We start from the raw sequence: 14,998 nt of genomic DNA on the forward strand, positions 1-14,998 counted from the left end.
CCATGCCGGTCGTGGTCGTTGCCAATCCCAAGGGAGGCGTCGGGAAGTCGACCGTCGCCACCAACATCGCCGGCTACTTCGCCGGGCAGGGCCATGCGGTGATGCTGGGCGACGCCGATCGCCAGCAGTCCAGCCGGCTCTGGCTGGGGCTGCGTCCGGCCGGCGCCCGCCCCATCCAGAGCTGGGAGGTCGGGGATGCCCACGTGGCCAAGCCGCCCAAAGGGACCACGCACGTGGTGCTGGACACCCCGGCCGGGCTGCACGGCAAGCAGCTGCGCGACCTGATGATGGCGGCTGACAAGGTCGTGGTCCCGCTGGCGCCCAGCGTGTTCGACATCTTCGCCACCCGCGCCTTCCTCGACGAGCTGGCCGAGCACCGCAAGGCCTCAGCGCTGCAGGTGGGCATCGTGGGCACGCGGGTGGACGGGCGCACGCTGGCGGCCGAGCAGCTGCATGCGTTCGTCAAGGCGCTGGGCCTGCCGGTGCTGGGGGAGCTGCGGCCGACGCAGAACTACGTGTACCTCGCCGCGCGCGGGCTCACGCTGTTCGACGTGGCACCGGGGCGCATCGAGCGCGACCTGGCGCAGTGGACCGGCATTTGTCGCTGGCTGGACAGCTGAGCAGCGCGTCGCGCGCCTACAGTGGCGGCATGAGAACCATCGCCTCCCTCGCCGAATTGCCAGCCCTGGTCGGGCAGGAAGTCGCCGTCAGCGACTGGATCACCATCACCCAGGAGCAGGTCAACCTGTTCGCCGACGCGACCGGGGACCACCAGTGGATCCACGTCGATGTCGAGAAGGCCAAGGCCGGGCCGTTCGGCAGCCCGATCGCCCATGGGTTCCTCACGCTGTCGCTGCTGCCGAAGTTCTTCGAGTCGGCGCTGGCGATCCATGGCACCCGCATGGGGGTGAACTACGGACTCAACAAGGTGCGGTTCACCTCGCCGGTGCCCGTGGGCAGCCGCCTGCGGGCGCGCATGGTGCTGCTGGCCTGCGAGGCCGTCGACAACCAGGGCGTGCAGATGACCTGGCAGGTCACGGTCGAGCGTGAAGGCGCCGGCAAGCCGGCCTGTGTGGCCGAGTCGCTGACCCGCCGCTATCCCTGAGCCGGACGGCGGCAGCCGGCGAACGAAAAAGGCCCGCACCGGGCAGGCGCGGGCCGAAGGGAGTGTGCACAGGCCCGCCCTGGGACAGATCTGCCCCCAACAGTTGCCGGTCGCCCAAGCACATTCAAGCGCTGCCGCTGGCAACCACACGTTGCTTCGGTGAGCGGCTGGCGCTCAGGCAAAGCCGTTCTGGCGCCACGCCTCGAACACCGTCACGGCCACCGCGTTCGACAAATTGAGGCTGCGCTGGCCGGGCCGCATCGGCAGCCGCAGGCGCTGTGCCGGCGGGAAGCTCTCGCGCAGCTCGGGAGCCAGGCCGCGGGTCTCGGCGCCGAACACCAGCCAGTCGCCCGGCGCGAAGGCGACCTCGTGCACCGGCCGGCTGGCGTGCGTGGTCATGGCAAAGAGCCGCGCCCGGTCGGGCCGCTCGGCCTGGAGGAACGCCTCCCATCCGGCATGCCGCACCACCTGCGCATACTCGTGGTAGTCGAGTCCGGCGCGCCGCAGCAGCCGGTCGTCCATCGAGAAGCCGAGGGGCTCGATCAGGTGCAGCGCACACCCGGTGTTGGCGGCCAGGCGGATCACGTTGCCGGTGTTGGGCGGGATCTCGGGTTCGACCAGGACGATGCGGAACATCGGGCTCAGGGCTCCTCGGTGCGAGCCAGCACCACCGCCGCCACAGCCGATGCGCCAGCGGCGCGGAACACGCCGGCCAGTGCGAACAGCGAGGCGCCGGTGGTCATGACGTCGTCGACCAGCAGCACCGCGCGGCCGCGCACGTCGGCGGCGCGGGCGGGCTCCAGCGCGAAGGCGTTGCGCACGTTCGCGCGGCGGGCGGCGAGGTCGAGTGCCGACTGCGGCGGCGTGTCGCGCAGCCGCACCGCCAGATGCGGATCCGCCTTGGCCGGCGCCAGCCGGCGCGCGAGTTCGTGGGCCTGGTTGAAGCCGCGTTGCGCCAGCCGCTCGCGCGACAGCGGCATCGGCACCACCCGGTGCGCGGCCGCGCACAGCGAAGCCACCGCGGGCGCGCGCGCTGCCAGGGCGGCGAACGTCTCGGCCCAGCCCGCTTCGCCGGAGAACTTGTAGCGCCCGATCAGGCCGGCCCAGGGGTAGCCGTAGCTGACCGCCGCATGGCAGGCGTCCAGCGGTGGCGGCGACCGCAGGCACGTGCCGCAGACCGGCACCCCCTCGGGCAAGCCGATGGCGCAGCGCAGGCAGCGGTGCCGCGGCGCCCCGAAGCCGGCGATGCAGGTGCCGCACACGGGCCCGGCCGGCCAGGCGTGGCACACCTCGCACAGGGCGGGGGTGGCTTGCGAGCAGCGCCGGACGAGCTGGGTGAACATCGGCTCAATATACTGTCCTGTGCCCAGCGAGCGCCCCCCGACCCTCGACCCCATCGCCACCGAACGGTGGAGCCGGATCGCCCCCGCGCGGTCGCCGTGGCTCCACGAGGAGGTCGCGCGCCGCATGGCCGAGCGCCTGGAGTGGATCCGGCTCGCGCCGCAGGCCTGGGCCCACTGGGATCCCGTGCGCGGCGGGATGGACGCGCAGGCGCTGCTCGAGCGGCGCTACCCGCAGGCGCGCAGCCTGCTGGTGGAAACCATGCCCGGCCGCCTGGACGCTGCACGCGCCGCCCTGGGCCGCGCATGGTGGCAGCGGTTCGGCGGCCCGCGCCGCGAGTTCTCGGCCAGCGTGCCCGATGGCGCGGTGCAGATGCTCTGGGCGAACATGGCGCTGCACCTGGCACCCGATCCGCAGGCACTGATGGCGCGCTGGCACCGGGCGCTGGCGACCGACGGTTTCCTGATGTTCTCCTGCTTCGGCCCCGACACGCTGCGCGAACTGCACGCCCTGTACGCAGCCCTGGGCTGGGGGCCGGCCGGCCCGCTGTTCACGGACATGCACGACTGGGGCGACATGCTCGTGGCGGGGGGCTTCGCCGAGCCGGTGATGGACATGGAGCGGATCACGCTCACCTGGGAATCCCCGGCCCGGCTGCTGGCCGAGTTGCGCGAGCTGGGCGCCAACGTGCATCCCGGACGGTTCGCCGCGCTGCGCGGGCGACGCTGGCGCGCCCGGCTGGACGAGGAGCTGGCGGGCCGGCTGCGCGGCAGCGACGGCCGGCTGGCCCTCACGTTCGAGATCGTCTACGGCCACGCCCTGCGGCCCGCGCCCCGCGCGCGCGTCGCCGGCGAGACAGCACTCACGGTCGACGACATGCGCAGCCTTCTGCAGGCGGGGCGGCGCGCAGGCAAATAGTCGGCCATCGGTCTTGACGCATGTCAACACCGCTACAATGCCCGGTTGTTTTGTGAGCGTCACCGTCGATGCCGGTTTTTCGTTTCGCGACTGTCCAGGGCCAGAACATCGTCTGGTTCCTTCAACGCAACTGCTCGGTCACGCCGGCCCAACTGGGCTGGTTCTATGCCTCGTTGTGCGTCGTGTCGCTGTCGATCGCCGCGTTCTTCTGGCTCCACGGTGCGACCCTGATCCTGCCCTTCGCCTGGCTCGAGCTCGGTGCCGTCGGGCTGGCTTTCCTGGTCTACGCGCGCCACGCCGCCGACCGCGAGCGCATCTCGCTGCAGGGGCGCCGGCTGGTGGTCGAACTGGAGAGTGCCGGCCACCTGCAGCGCACCGAGTTCGATCCGCACTGGGTCCGTGTCGAGCCGCGTGCCGACGGCCGGTCGCTGATCGAGGTGTCGGGTCGTGGCCAGTCGGTCAGCGTGGGGCGCTTCGTGCGGCCGGAGTTGCGGCCGCTGCTGGCGCAGGAGATCAGGAGCGCGCTGCGCGAGTGGGGAGCGGCGGCTCGCTAGGGCGCCGGATTCTTTGTGATTGAGTCAACGGAACGAGAAACGATGAAGAGCCTTTCGATCCTGGCCCGACTGCTGCCGCTGGCGGCCCTGGCCGCCGGTGCCGCGCAAGCCCAAGACCTGCCCGGCGGGCCGGGGGTGCGCCAGCTCAATCTGCACGGCGCGGCCACGCGGATCGCGGTCGAGCAGAGCTGGCTGCACTGGTTCATGCTGATCACCTGCATCGTGATCTTCATCGCCGTGTTCTCGGTGATGTTCTATTCGATCTGGAAGCACCGCAAGTCGGTCGGCCACAAGCCGGCGAACTTCCACGAGTCGGTGACCGTCGAGGTCATCTGGACGCTGGTGCCCTTCATCATCGTCATCCTGATGGCGCTGCCCGCCACCAAGGTGCTGGTCGCCGCCAAGGACACCAGCAACGCCGACCTGACCATCAAGGCCACCGGCTACCAGTGGAAGTGGGGCTACGACTACCTCAACGGCGAAGGCGCCGGCCTGTCGTTCCTGTCCACGCTCGACGGCACCCACCGCGAGCTGTCCAACGACGGCGCCAAGGGCCAGGTGCCGACCGACTACCTGTTCAAGGTCGACAACCCCCTGGTCGTGCCGGTCAACAAGAAGGTGCGCATCATCACGACCGCCAACGACGTGATCCACGCCTGGGGCGTGCCGGCGTTCGGCGTCAAGCAGGATGCCATCCCCGGCTTCGTGCGCGACACCTGGTTCCGCAGCGAGAAGACGGGCGACTTCTACGGCAACTGCTACGAGCTGTGCGGCAAGGAGCACGCCTACATGCCGGTGCACGTGAAGGTGGTGACGCCGCAGGAGTACACCGCCTGGGTCGGCGAGCAGCAGAAGAAGATGGCCGCCCGCCAGGACGATCCGAACAAGGTCTGGCAGCTGGCCGACATCACCGCGCGCGGCGAGAAGATCTACGCGGCCAACTGCGCCGCCTGCCACCAGCCCAACGGCAAGGGCGCGGGCCCGATCAAGGCGCTCGACGGCTCCACGATCGTGCTGGACGCCGACAAGTCCAAGCAGATCCAGATCCTGCTCAACGGCAAGGGTGCCATGCCGGCCTGGAAGCAGCTGTCCGACACCGACATCGCGGCGGTGATCAGCTACACCAAGAACAACTGGTCGAACAAGACCGGGCAGGTGGTCCAGCCGTCCGAAGTGCTGGCGCAGCGCGGCAAGTAAGCCGAACCGGATTCAACGAGGTATTCCATGAGCGCAGTTCTCGATCCCCACGGCCACGCGGCGGGTGACCACGCCCACGACGACCATGGCCACGCCCCGACCGGCTGGCGCCGCTGGGTCTACGCGACGAACCACAAGGACATCGGCACGCTGTACCTGCTGTTCTCGTTCACCATGCTGATGGTGGGCGGCGTGCTGGCTCTGGGCATCCGCGCCGAGCTGTTCCAGCCCGGCCTGCAACTGCTCAATCCGGAGCTGTTCAACCAGCTGACCACCATGCACGGCCTGATCATGGTGTTCGGCGCCATCATGCCGGCCTTCGTCGGCTTCGCGAACTGGATGATCCCGCTGCAGATCGGCGCCAGCGACATGGCGTTTGCGCGGATGAACAACTTCAGCTTCTGGCTGCTGATCCCGGCCGGCCTCATGCTGGTGGGCTCGTTCTTCATGCCGGGCGGTGCGCCCGCCGCGGGCTGGACGCTGTACGCGCCGCTGACGCTGCAGATGGGCCCGTCGATGGACGCCGGCATCTTCGCGATGCACATCATGGGCGCCAGCTCGATCATGGGCTCGATCAACATCATCGTGACCATCCTCAACATGCGCGCCCCGGGCATGACGCTGATGAAGATGCCGATGTTCGCCTGGACCTGGCTGATCACCGCCTACCTGCTGATCGCCGTGATGCCGGTGCTGGCCGGCGCGATCACGATGACGCTGACCGACCGCCACCTCGGCACGACGTTCTTCAACCCCGCCGGCGGCGGCGACCCGGTGATGTACCAGCACATCTTCTGGTTCTTCGGCCACCCCGAGGTCTACATCATGATCCTGCCGGCGTTCGGCATCATCAGCCAGGTCGTGCCCGCATTCGCCCGCAAGCGCCTGTTCGGCTACGCCTCGATGGTGTACGCCACCAGCTCGATCGCGATCCTGTCGTTCATCGTCTGGGCGCACCACATGTTCACCACCGGCATGCCGGTGACGGGGCAGCTGTTCTTCATGTACGCGACCATGCTGATCGCGGTGCCGACGGCCGTGAAGATCTTCAACTGGATCGCCACCATGTGGCAGGGCTCGATGACCTTCGAGACCCCGATGCTGTTCGCGGTCGGCTTCATCTTCGTGTTCACCATCGGCGGTTTCACCGGGCTGATCCTGGCCATGGCGCCGATCGACCTGGTGCTGCAGGACACCTACTACGTGGTGGCCCACTTCCACTACGTGCTGGTGGCCGGCTCGCTGTTCGCGCTGTTCGCCGGCTACTACTACTGGTCGCCCAAGTGGACCGGTGTCATGTACGACGAGACGCGCGGCAAGATCCACTTCTGGTGGTCGCTGATCGCGTTCAACGTCACGTTCTTCCCGATGCACTTCCTCGGCCTGGCCGGCATGCCCCGCCGCTACGCCGACTACGCGATGCAGTTCGCCGACTTCAACGCGCTGGCCTCGGTCGGGGCGTTCGCGTTCGGCTTCGCACAGGTCTACTTCTTCTTCTTCGTCGTGCTGCCCACCATGCGCGGCCAGGGCCAGCCGGCGCCCCAGCGTCCCTGGAACGACGCCGACGGCAAGGGTGCCGAAGGCCTGGAGTGGGAAGTGCCGTCGCCGGCGCCCTTCCACACCTACGAAGTGCCGCCCCGGCTCGACGCGAGCGCCACGCGCGTCCTCGACGCGGTGCCGTCCGGGGTGAACCGCAACGCGGGCCCGGGCGCCGTTCCGCACTGACCGACGCGCACGAGCCGCCGACGCCATGGCCAGCGAAGACCAGAAGAAAGCCAATCGCCGCCTGGGCCTGATCCTGGCGTCGATCGCGCTCGTGTTCTTCATCGGCTTCCTGGCCAAGATGGTCCTGCTCAAGGGTTGACGCCGTGGCCCTGCGCGCCGAGAACCTCAAGATGGTCGGCAAGCTGTGCGTGGTCGCGGCGGGCATGTTCGCGTTCGGCTACGCGCTGGTGCCGATCTACAAGCACATCTGCGAGGCGCTGGGCATCAACGTGCTCGCCGTCGGCGAACGGCAGGTGCCGGGCGGCTCACGCGCCCCCGCCAACAGCCAGGTCGACCGGTCGCGCACCATCACGGTCGAGTTCGACGCGAATGCCCGCGGCCCGTGGCAGTTCAAGCCCGCGCAGCGGACCTTGCAGGTGCATCCCGGCGAGCTCGCCACGGTCATGTACGAGTTCCAGAACGTGCAGGACCGCCGGATGTCGGCGCAGGCCATTCCGAGCTACGCGCCCCGCCAGGCGGCCGCCCACTTCAACAAGCTCGAGTGCTTCTGCTTCAACCAGTACACCCTGGAGCCGGGCGAGAAGAAGCAGTGGCCGGTCGCGTTCGTGATCGATCCGAAGCTGTCCAAGGACGTCACCACCATCACGCTGTCCTACACCTTCTTCGAGGTGGGGGCCAAGACGCCGCAGGCGCCGGCAGGCCACCGGGCCGCGGGTCCCGCGCCGGTGCCGTCGTCGGAGGCGCGGTCATGAGCGTGCTGCGCACTGCCAAGGCCGTGGCCTGGTCGTTCCTGGGCATCCGCAAGAGCAGCGGCCTGCAGGACGACATGCAGCGGCTCAATCCGCTGCACGTGATCGCCGTCGGGCTGGTGGGCGTGGCGTTGCTGGTCGGCGCGCTGATCGCCCTGGTCAACTGGATCGTCTAGAACCCAATACAGAATCGAAAGCAGGAGTCGAGAGAGATGAGTTCCACCCCGAGCGGCACCACGCCCTACTACTACGTGCCGCATGCCTCGCGGCATCCGGCCTTCGCCGCCTTCGGCCTGTTCTGGGTCATCCTGGGGGCCGGCCAGTGGATCAACGGCGTCGACTGGGGCAAGTGGTCGCTCCTGTTCGGCATGCTGTGGCTGTTCTGGGTGCTGTTCCAGTGGTTCGGCGACGCCATCAGCGAGAGCGAGGGCGGCCAGTACAGCCGCAAGATCGACCTGAGCTTCCGCTGGAGCATGAGCTGGTTCATCTTCTCGGAGGTGATGTTCTTCGGTGCGTTCTTCACCGCCCTGTGGTGGCTGCGTTCGCACTCGGTGCCCGCACTGGGCGGCCTCGACAATGCCCTGCTGTGGCCTGACTTCAAGGCTGTGTGGCCGAGCGTCTCGCCGGGCGCCACCGCCTCCCCGGCCGGCATCATCGAGCCGTTCCAGACCATGGGCCCGTGGCCGCTGCCGACCATCAACACGGCCCTGCTGCTGACGTCCGGCGTCACGCTGACGATCGCCCACCATGCCCTGGTGGCCGGCAACCGTGCCCGCACCATCCTGTGGATGTGGATCACCGTGCTGCTGGGCGCCACCTTCGTCTGCGTGCAGGCCTACGAGTACATGCATGCGTACAGCGACCTGAACCTGAAGCTCACGTCGGGCGCGTACGGCTCCACCTTCTTCATGCTGACCGGCTTCCACGGCTTCCACGTGATCGTCGGCATGCTGATGCTGCTGTTCATCACGCTGCGCCTGATGAAGGGGCACTTCACGCCGCAGCGCCACTTCGGCTTCGAAGGCGCCGCCTGGTACTGGCACTTCGTCGACGTGGTCTGGCTCGGCCTCTACGTCCTGGTGTACTGGTTCTGACCACCGGCCGCGCACCCCAATCCGCTCAAGGGCCGCGCAAGCGGCCCTTGTCGCGTGGCGATGCCCCGCTCGGGGCGCCGCGGGGCGGCACGGCCCCGCGCGGCCGAACCGCGCGCCTCACTGGCCCGACTGGATGCCGGTGGGATGGATGTAGCCCAGCTTCCAGGCCAGCAGCAGGCACAGGAACAGCACCACGGAGAAGCCGACGCGGAACGCGAGCGCGCGCGCCATGCTGCCGGCGCGTGGCTTTGCCTCGGAGCCGCCGCGCATCATGAAGAACAGGGCCGACGCGAGGCTGCCGAGGATGGCCAGGAAGGCCAGGAGCACGAGAAGCTTCATGCGGCCCATGATACGAGGCGCCGCATGACAGGCCCGCGCCCGTGGGTCTTCGCCGTCGCTGCCGCGCTCGGGATTGCGGCGACCCTGTCGCTGGGTGCCTGGCAGCTCGGCCGCGCCCACCAGAAGGAGGCGCTCGCCGACGCCATCGCGCAGCGGCGCGCGGGCCCGGTCCTGCCGCAGCAGGCCCTGCTCGCAGCGGACGCGCCGGCCCAGGTGTACCGGCCGGTGCGGCTGCGCGGCACCTGGGTGGCCGATCGCACCGTCTTCCTCGACAACCGGCAGATGGACGGGCGGGTCGGCTTCTATGTCGTCACGCCGTTGCGGCTGTCGGGCAGCGATCGCGTGGTGCTGGTGCAGCGGGGGTGGGCGCCGCGCGACTTCGAACGGCGCGAACGCCTGCCGGCCGTCGACACGCCGCCGGGCGACCTCGAGGTCGTCGGGCGCATCGCCCCGCCGCCGGCCAAGCTATACCAGCTCGGCTCGGCCGCGGGCGGCCCCATCCGGCAGAATCTCGACCTGGCCGCGTTCTCGGCCGAGACCGGGCTGGCGCTGCTGCCGGTCTCCGTGCAGGAAACCGGCGCGCCCTCGCAGGGCCTGCTGCGCAACTGGCCCGAGGGTGTCGGCAGCGGCCCCGAAAAGAACTACGGCTACGCCTTCCAGTGGTGGGCCCTCAGCGGCCTCATCGCCTTCCTCTATGTCTGGTTCCAGTTCATCCAACCCCGCCGCCGGCAAGCCCGAGCGGAATGACCAGCCGCTGGACCTGACCGTCCACGCGTTGCCCGGTCCCCGCGAGGTCGAGGAGGCGCAGCGCACGTCGCGCGGGCGCTTCAAGATGCTCGTGGTCATGCTGATCTGCGCGGCGCCAGTCATCGCCTCGTACTTCACCTACTACGTGGTGCGTCCGGAGGGCCGTCGCAACTTCGGCGAGCTGATCGAGCCGCAGCAGGCCATGCCGGCCCTGGCGGCGCGGACGCTGGACGGGCAGCCGCTGCCGCTGGCGTCGCTCAAGGGCCAGTGGCTGCTGGTGAGCGTGGCCGGCGGCGCCTGCGCCGAACAGTGCGAGAACCACCTGTACCTGCAGCGCCAGCTGCGCGAAAGCCTGGGCAAGGACAAGGACCGGATGGACTGGGTCTGGCTGGTCGACGACGCCGCGCCCGTGCGCGAGGCGCTGCGTCCGGCGCTGGCGCAGGCCACGGTGCTGCGCGTCTCCCGCGAGCAGCTGGCGACCTGGCTGCAGCCGTCGAGCGGCCGCGCGCTCGGCGACCACCTGTACGTGGTCGATCCGATGGGCCACTGGATGCTGCGATTTCCGGCCGGCCTCGACCGCCAGGGCGCGGCCAAGGCCAAGCGCGACCTGGAGCGCCTGATGCGGGCGTCGGCAGGCTGGGACCAGCCGGGGCGCGAGCGATGACCGCGCTGGTGGACTTCTCGCCGGTCGCGCGGATGATGCTCATGGGCGTGGTCGTCGCGCTCGGGCCGATGGCCTGGCTGTGGCTGCGCAACCGTCGTGCGGCCCCCGCGCAGCGCCTGTCGCAGCTGACGCTGCTCACCCTGTTCCTCACCTTCGACCTGGTGCTGTTCGGCGCCTTCACCCGCCTGACCGACTCGGGGCTGGGTTGCCCCGACTGGCCCGGTTGCTATGCGAGCGCCAGCCCCGCCGGCGCGCATGCCGAGATCAGCGCCGCCCAGGCGCAGATGCCCACCGGACCGGTCACGCACACCAAGGCCTGGATCGAGATGGTCCACCGCTACCTCGCCACTGGGGTCGGCGTCCTGATCATCACGCTGGCGGCCGGTACCTGGCTGCTGCGCCGGCGGCAGGCGCTGCCGGTCAGTCCATGGTGGCCGACGGCGACGCTGGTGTGGGTCTGCCTGCAGGGCGCCTTCGGCGCGCTGACGGTGACCATGAAGCTGTTCCCGGCCATCGTCACGCTGCACCTGCTGGGCGGACTGGTGCTGCTGGCCCTGCTGTGCCGCCAGGCCGTGGCCTACCGGCAGGCACACACCGGCACCCCGCGCTTGCCGCTGTCGACCGGTCGCTACGGCCTGCTCGTGCTGGCCTTCGCGGCGGTCTGGGTGCAGGTCGCCCTGGGCGGCTGGGTGAGCACGAACTACGCCGTGCTCGCGTGCCAGCAGTTCCCGGCCTGCCAGGGCAGCTGGTGGCCCGCGATGGACTTCCGCCAGGGCTTCGAGCTGTGGCGGCCGCTCGGCCTGACCGGCACCGGCGAGCACGTCTCGTTCGCCGCGCTGACCGCCATCCACTACGCGCACCGGCTGGCGGCGTACGCCGTGCTGCTGCTGCTGGTCGTGGCGGCCTGGCGCCTGCGTCATGCGCTGCCGGCGCAGGCCCGCGGGCTGGGGCTGCTGGCCGCCTGGCAGCTTGCCAGCGGCCTGTCGAACGTCGTGCTCGGCTGGCCGCTGGTGGCCGCGCTCGCCCACACCGGCGGGGCCGCGGCGCTGGTGGTCGTGCTCACCTGGGCCTTGTGCGAGAGCCGGGTGGCGTCGGCGCTGCCCGCTGGCCGCCCCCGTCCGCCGCTCGGCGGGCACCAGGAGGCCCGGCCATGAACCGGCTGACCCAGTTCTACGCGCTCACCAAGCCGCGGGTGGTGCAGCTGATCGTCTTCTGCGCCGTCATCGGCATGGTGCTGGCGGTGCCCGGCCTGCCTTCGGCCGACGACATCCGCGTCGCCGCCTTCGCGGCGCTCGGGATCTGGCTGGTCGCGGGTGCGGCGGCGGCGTTCAACTGCCTGATCGAGAAAGGCATCGACGCCAAGATGAAGCGCACCTCCTGGCGGCCCACCGCCAAGGGCGAGCTCTCCGACACGCAGACGCTGCTGTTCTCCGCCGTGCTGTGCGCACTGGGGTCGGCGGTGCTGTACCTGACGGTCAATCCGCTGACCATGTGGCTGACCTTCGCCACCTTCGTCGGCTACGCCGTCATCTACACCGTCGTGCTCAAGCCGCGCACGCCGCAGAACATCGTCATCGGCGGCGCGTCCGGGGCGATGCCGCCGGTGCTCGGCTGGGCTGCGATGCGCGGCGACGTGAGCCCCGAGGCGCTGATCCTGTTCCTGATCATCTTCCTGTGGACGCCACCGCACTTCTGGGCGCTGGCGCTGTACCGCGTCGAGGACTACCGCAAGTCGGGCCTGCCGATGCTGCCGGTCACCCACGGCAACGAGTTCACCCGCCTGCAGATCCTGCTGTACACGGTGGTGCTGTTCGCTGCCTGCCTGCTGCCCTTCGCCTACGGCATGAGCTCGTGGCTGTACCTGGTGGCGGCGCTGGTGCTGGGCGCCGGCTTCACCTGGTACGGTTTCCGCCTCTGGCGCCACTACTCCGACGCGCTCGCCCGCCAGACCTTCCGCTTCTCCCTGATCCACCTGAGCGTGCTGTTCGCCGCGCTGCTGCTGGACCACTACCTGCTCTGAGGTACCCCCATGGAACGTCGCGCTGTCCTCCATCTCCTTGCCGCCGCAGCGCTGCCGCCGGTGCTGGTCGCCTGCGGTGAGCGCAAGCCGCAGTTCTCGGCGGTCGACCTCACCGGCGCGGATTACGCGAAGGACTTCCAGCTGCCCGACGCCGATGGCCGCCCGCGCAGCCTGAAGGACTTCCGCGGGAAGGCGGTGGTCGTGTTCTTCGGCTACACCCAGTGCCCCGACGTGTGCCCCACGACCCTGGCGGAGATCGCACAAGCCAAGACGCTGCTGGGCGCCGACGGTGCCCGGGTGCAGGGGGTCTTCATCACCGTCGATCCGGAGCGCGACACGCCCGAACTGCTCAAGGCCTACATGGGCAACTTCGGCACCGATTTCGTGGCGCTGCGCGGCACCCCGGAGCAGACGGCCGCCCTGGCCAAGGACTTCAAGGTCTACTTCAAGAAGGTCGAAGGCAAGACGCCGGGCAGCTACACCATGGACCACTCGGCGGCCAGCTTCGTCTACGACCCGCAGGGCCGTCTGCGGCTGTATACCCGCTACGGCAGCGGCGCCCAGGCGCTGGCCGGCGACCTGCGGCTGCTGCTCCAGACCAGCGCCTGACGTGGTGCAGCACCTGCTGCAGCGGCGCGGCGCGGCACGCATCGCGCTGATCCCGCCCGAGGTGCTGGAGGCGCTGAACGACGGTCTGGTCCCCACCGTCAACCTCAACGAGTTTCTCGCGCTCGACGTGCCGCGGCTGGCACGCCGCGTCGCCGCGTCGATCGGGCTCGATCCCCGTGCCGAGCGTCTGGAGGACACGCTGGCCATGCTGGGCGCCTTCAAGCCGCTCAAGCGACACCTGCACGTCGCCCGCGCCTTCTACGACATGACGGCGCCCCGGCCGGACCGTGACCGCATCGCACACGCGCTTGCGGTGCATCCGAGCGACGTCGCACGGTCCTGGGCGGCGCAGTGGGTGGCGTTTCCCGATCTCGGGTTCGCCGAGCGGCTCGCGGCGGTGCGGCGCTTCGCCGCCGATCCGCACTTCGGCGTCCGCGAGATGGCGTGGATGGCAGTGCGCGCAGACGCCGGAGCGGACATCGATCGCACGGTGCGCCTGCTGCGTCCCTGGGTGCTGGATCCCGACCCCAACCTGCGCCGCTTCGCCTGCGAACTCACCCGGCCGCGGGGCGTGTGGTGCGCGCCCATCGAGGCGCTCCAGGCGCAGCCGTGGCGCGCGCTCGCGCTGCTGGAGCCGCTGAAGTCGGACCCCAGCCTCTACGTGCGCAACTCGGTGGCCAACTGGCTCAACGACGCGGCCCGTTCGCAGCCGGGCTGGGTGCGTGGTCTGTGCGCGCGCTGGTGCCACGAGTCGGCCACCCGCGAGACGGCGGCCCTCACGCGCCGTGCGTTGCGGTCGCTGCGCGACGTGGCCGACTAAGGGCCCCGGGCCGGGTCACTCGGCCTTGATGCCCCGCATCTGGATCACCCCACCGAGCAACGCCGTCTCGCCGCGCATGCGGTTGGCCAGGCCTTCACTCGAGGTGCCCGCGACCTGCCAGCCCTGCTGGAACAGCTTCTGCCGCACTTCGGGTGTCCGCGCGATTTCCGCGACCAGCGTCGACAGACGCGCCACCAGGGGCTTGGGCATGCGCGCGGGGGCCGCCGCGGCGCACCAGATCTCCAGCTGGAAGCCGCGCGTCACGCCGCCTTCGTCCAGGCTCGGGAACTCGGGCACCAGGGGGCTGCGGGCCGTCGAGGTGACGCCGATCGCCTTGAGCTTGCCGGCGCGGATCTGCGGCGAGGCCAGGCCCGGCGGCAGCAGGGCCAGCTGGACCTGACCGCCGATCATGGCGTTGATCACCTGCGGGTTGCCGGGGTAGGGCACGTGGACCGGGTCGATGTTCGTCTTGGTCTTGAGCAATTCCATGCCGATGTGGCCCACGGTCCCGACGCCGGGCGTTCCATAGCTCCACTTGTTGCCGGCATTGCGCGCGGCCAGGAAGAACTCCTGGGCGCTGTGCCCCGGGGCGCTGGCCGGGGCGGTCAGCAGCAGCGGCGCGGTGGCGACCAGGCTGATCGGCGCCAGGTCGCGCGACGGATCGAAGGGCGTGGCGGGATTGAGCAGTTTCGCGATGGTCAGGTTGCCGTTGATCATCACGCCGATGGTGTGGTCGTCGGTCGCCTTGGCCACGGCATCGGCTGCGATGTTGCCGCCGGCGCCCGGGCGGTTGTCGACCACGACCGGCTGCCCGAGTGCGCGGGACAGCGGCTCGGCGATGGTGCGCGCCACGAGGTCGGGCGTCGAGCCGCCGGGAAAGCCCACCAGGATCCGGACCGGCCGGCTCGGCCACGCGGGTGCCGCGACAGGCTTGGCGGTCTGGGCCAGGGCGGGCGCGCAGGCGCCGGCAAGCGCCCATCCGAGAGTGGCGCGTCGGGAAATGCGGGGATCCATCGTCATCGTCATCGGCTGGTGGTGCTCCCAGGGAGCGGGGCCAAATCCTAACCCGCCCTCGAGTCGATGCTCTTCGGGCAGCCGCCCTGGCCTGGCGGCCTG

The 14,998-nt window shown here is 70.1% G+C and carries 20 protein-coding genes; 16 read left to right on the plus strand and 4 right to left on the minus strand.

From position 1 onward, the window contains the following. Positions 1–2 precede the first annotated feature (2 nt). Together VFE82_RS15530 and VFE82_RS15535 are read left to right on the plus strand one after the other, a co-directional pair. The gene (locus VFE82_RS15530) at positions 3–620 is read left to right on the plus strand and encodes a ParA family protein (protein ID WP_325001222.1); all 618 of its coding nucleotides are present in this window, start codon (positions 3–5) and stop codon (positions 618–620) included. Between the two features lie 29 nt (positions 621–649). Continuing rightward, positions 650–1,105 (plus strand): MaoC family dehydratase, encoded by a 456-nt coding sequence (locus VFE82_RS15535; RefSeq protein WP_325001223.1) that lies wholly within the window; start codon positions 650–652, stop codon positions 1,103–1,105. Between the two features lie 174 nt (positions 1,106–1,279). Here the strand turns inward: VFE82_RS15535 and VFE82_RS15540 are convergent, their stop codons facing one another. Then, complete coding sequence (locus tag VFE82_RS15540) at positions 1,280–1,741, minus strand: tRNA (cytidine(34)-2'-O)-methyltransferase (RefSeq protein WP_325001224.1); 462 nt, start codon at positions 1,739–1,741, stop codon at positions 1,280–1,282. 5 nt (positions 1,742–1,746) lie between these two features. Continuing rightward, positions 1,747–2,448 (minus strand): ComF family protein, encoded by a 702-nt coding sequence (locus VFE82_RS15545; RefSeq protein WP_325001225.1) that lies wholly within the window; start codon positions 2,446–2,448, stop codon positions 1,747–1,749. A gap of 19 nt (positions 2,449–2,467) precedes the next feature. Here VFE82_RS15545 and VFE82_RS15550 point away from each other — a divergent pair, with 19 nt between their 5' ends. From VFE82_RS15550 to VFE82_RS15585, 8 genes are all read left to right on the plus strand, one after another. Continuing rightward, on the plus strand, positions 2,468–3,364 hold the full coding sequence (locus VFE82_RS15550) for a biotin synthase (protein ID WP_325001226.1): 897 nt from the start codon (positions 2,468–2,470) through the stop codon (positions 3,362–3,364). Between the two features lie 68 nt (positions 3,365–3,432). Continuing rightward, entirely contained in the window at positions 3,433–3,918 is a 486-nt protein-coding gene (locus tag VFE82_RS15555; RefSeq protein WP_325001227.1) for a DUF2244 domain-containing protein, read from the plus strand. Positions 3,919–3,960: 42 nt separating this feature from the next. Then, on the plus strand, positions 3,961–5,115 hold the full coding sequence (coxB, locus tag VFE82_RS15560; protein ID WP_325001228.1) for a cytochrome c oxidase subunit II: 1,155 nt from the start codon (positions 3,961–3,963) through the stop codon (positions 5,113–5,115). Between the two features lie 27 nt (positions 5,116–5,142). Next, on the plus strand, positions 5,143–6,840 hold the full coding sequence (ctaD, locus tag VFE82_RS15565) for a cytochrome c oxidase subunit I (RefSeq protein ID WP_325001229.1): 1,698 nt from the start codon (positions 5,143–5,145) through the stop codon (positions 6,838–6,840). Positions 6,841–6,865: 25 nt separating this feature from the next. Continuing rightward, complete coding sequence (locus VFE82_RS15570; protein WP_325001230.1) at positions 6,866–6,979, plus strand: cytochrome oxidase small assembly protein; 114 nt, start codon at positions 6,866–6,868, stop codon at positions 6,977–6,979. 4 nt (positions 6,980–6,983) lie between these two features. Continuing rightward, complete coding sequence (locus VFE82_RS15575) at positions 6,984–7,592, plus strand: cytochrome c oxidase assembly protein (protein WP_325001231.1); 609 nt, start codon at positions 6,984–6,986, stop codon at positions 7,590–7,592. Further along, complete coding sequence (locus tag VFE82_RS15580) at positions 7,589–7,765, plus strand: DUF2970 domain-containing protein (protein ID WP_325001232.1); 177 nt, start codon at positions 7,589–7,591, stop codon at positions 7,763–7,765. Before VFE82_RS15575 ends, VFE82_RS15580 begins: the two co-directional genes overlap by 4 nt. A gap of 36 nt (positions 7,766–7,801) precedes the next feature. Next, positions 7,802–8,683 carry a cytochrome c oxidase subunit 3 gene (locus tag VFE82_RS15585; protein WP_325001233.1) on the plus strand — a complete coding sequence of 294 codons (882 nt, stop codon included), beginning with the start codon at positions 7,802–7,804 and terminating at the stop codon, positions 8,681–8,683. A 117-nt stretch (positions 8,684–8,800) separates the two neighbouring features. On the opposite strand, the gene VFE82_RS15590 is transcribed toward VFE82_RS15585, so the two are convergent. Then, on the minus strand, positions 8,801–9,022 hold the full coding sequence (locus VFE82_RS15590; RefSeq protein WP_325001234.1) for a twin transmembrane helix small protein: 222 nt from the start codon (positions 9,020–9,022) through the stop codon (positions 8,801–8,803). Between the two features lie 24 nt (positions 9,023–9,046). Between VFE82_RS15590 and VFE82_RS15595 the strand changes: the two genes are divergently transcribed. Genes VFE82_RS15595 through VFE82_RS15620 form a run of 6 tightly spaced genes read left to right on the plus strand, consistent with a single transcriptional unit; the run spans position 9,047 to position 13,882 of the window. Next, entirely contained in the window at positions 9,047–9,769 is a 723-nt protein-coding gene (locus VFE82_RS15595) for an SURF1 family protein (RefSeq protein WP_325001235.1), read from the plus strand. Beyond that, the gene (locus VFE82_RS15600; protein ID WP_325001236.1) at positions 9,717–10,433 is read left to right on the plus strand and encodes a hypothetical protein; all 717 of its coding nucleotides are present in this window, start codon (positions 9,717–9,719) and stop codon (positions 10,431–10,433) included. Before VFE82_RS15595 ends, VFE82_RS15600 begins: the two co-directional genes overlap by 53 nt. Further along, positions 10,430–11,587, plus strand: coding sequence for a COX15/CtaA family protein (locus VFE82_RS15605; protein ID WP_325001237.1), 1,158 nt, complete (start codon positions 10,430–10,432; stop codon positions 11,585–11,587). The genes VFE82_RS15600 and VFE82_RS15605 overlap by 4 nt, the downstream gene beginning before the upstream one ends. Further along, positions 11,584–12,453, plus strand: a complete 870-nt coding sequence (gene cyoE / locus VFE82_RS15610; RefSeq protein WP_325001238.1) for a heme o synthase — start codon at positions 11,584–11,586, stop codon at positions 12,451–12,453. The genes VFE82_RS15605 and cyoE overlap by 4 nt, the downstream gene beginning before the upstream one ends. Before the next feature lie 9 nt (positions 12,454–12,462). Next, a complete protein-coding gene (locus tag VFE82_RS15615; RefSeq protein ID WP_325001239.1) occupies positions 12,463–13,062 on the plus strand; it encodes an SCO family protein in 600 nt (199 codons plus the stop codon). 1 nt (position 13,063) lies between these two features. Further along, on the plus strand, positions 13,064–13,882 hold the full coding sequence (locus VFE82_RS15620) for a DNA alkylation repair protein (RefSeq protein WP_325001240.1): 819 nt from the start codon (positions 13,064–13,066) through the stop codon (positions 13,880–13,882). Positions 13,883–13,897: 15 nt separating this feature from the next. Here VFE82_RS15620 and VFE82_RS15625 read toward each other — a convergent pair whose 3' ends face one another. Continuing rightward, positions 13,898–14,896, minus strand: a complete 999-nt coding sequence (locus VFE82_RS15625; RefSeq protein ID WP_325001502.1) for a tripartite tricarboxylate transporter substrate binding protein — start codon at positions 14,894–14,896, stop codon at positions 13,898–13,900. Positions 14,897–14,998: the final 102 nt, after the last annotated feature.

Origin of the sequence: Ramlibacter sp., assembly GCF_035655895.1 — a bacterium.
In the GTDB taxonomy this organism is placed as follows: domain Bacteria; phylum Pseudomonadota; class Gammaproteobacteria; order Burkholderiales; family Burkholderiaceae_C; genus Ramlibacter.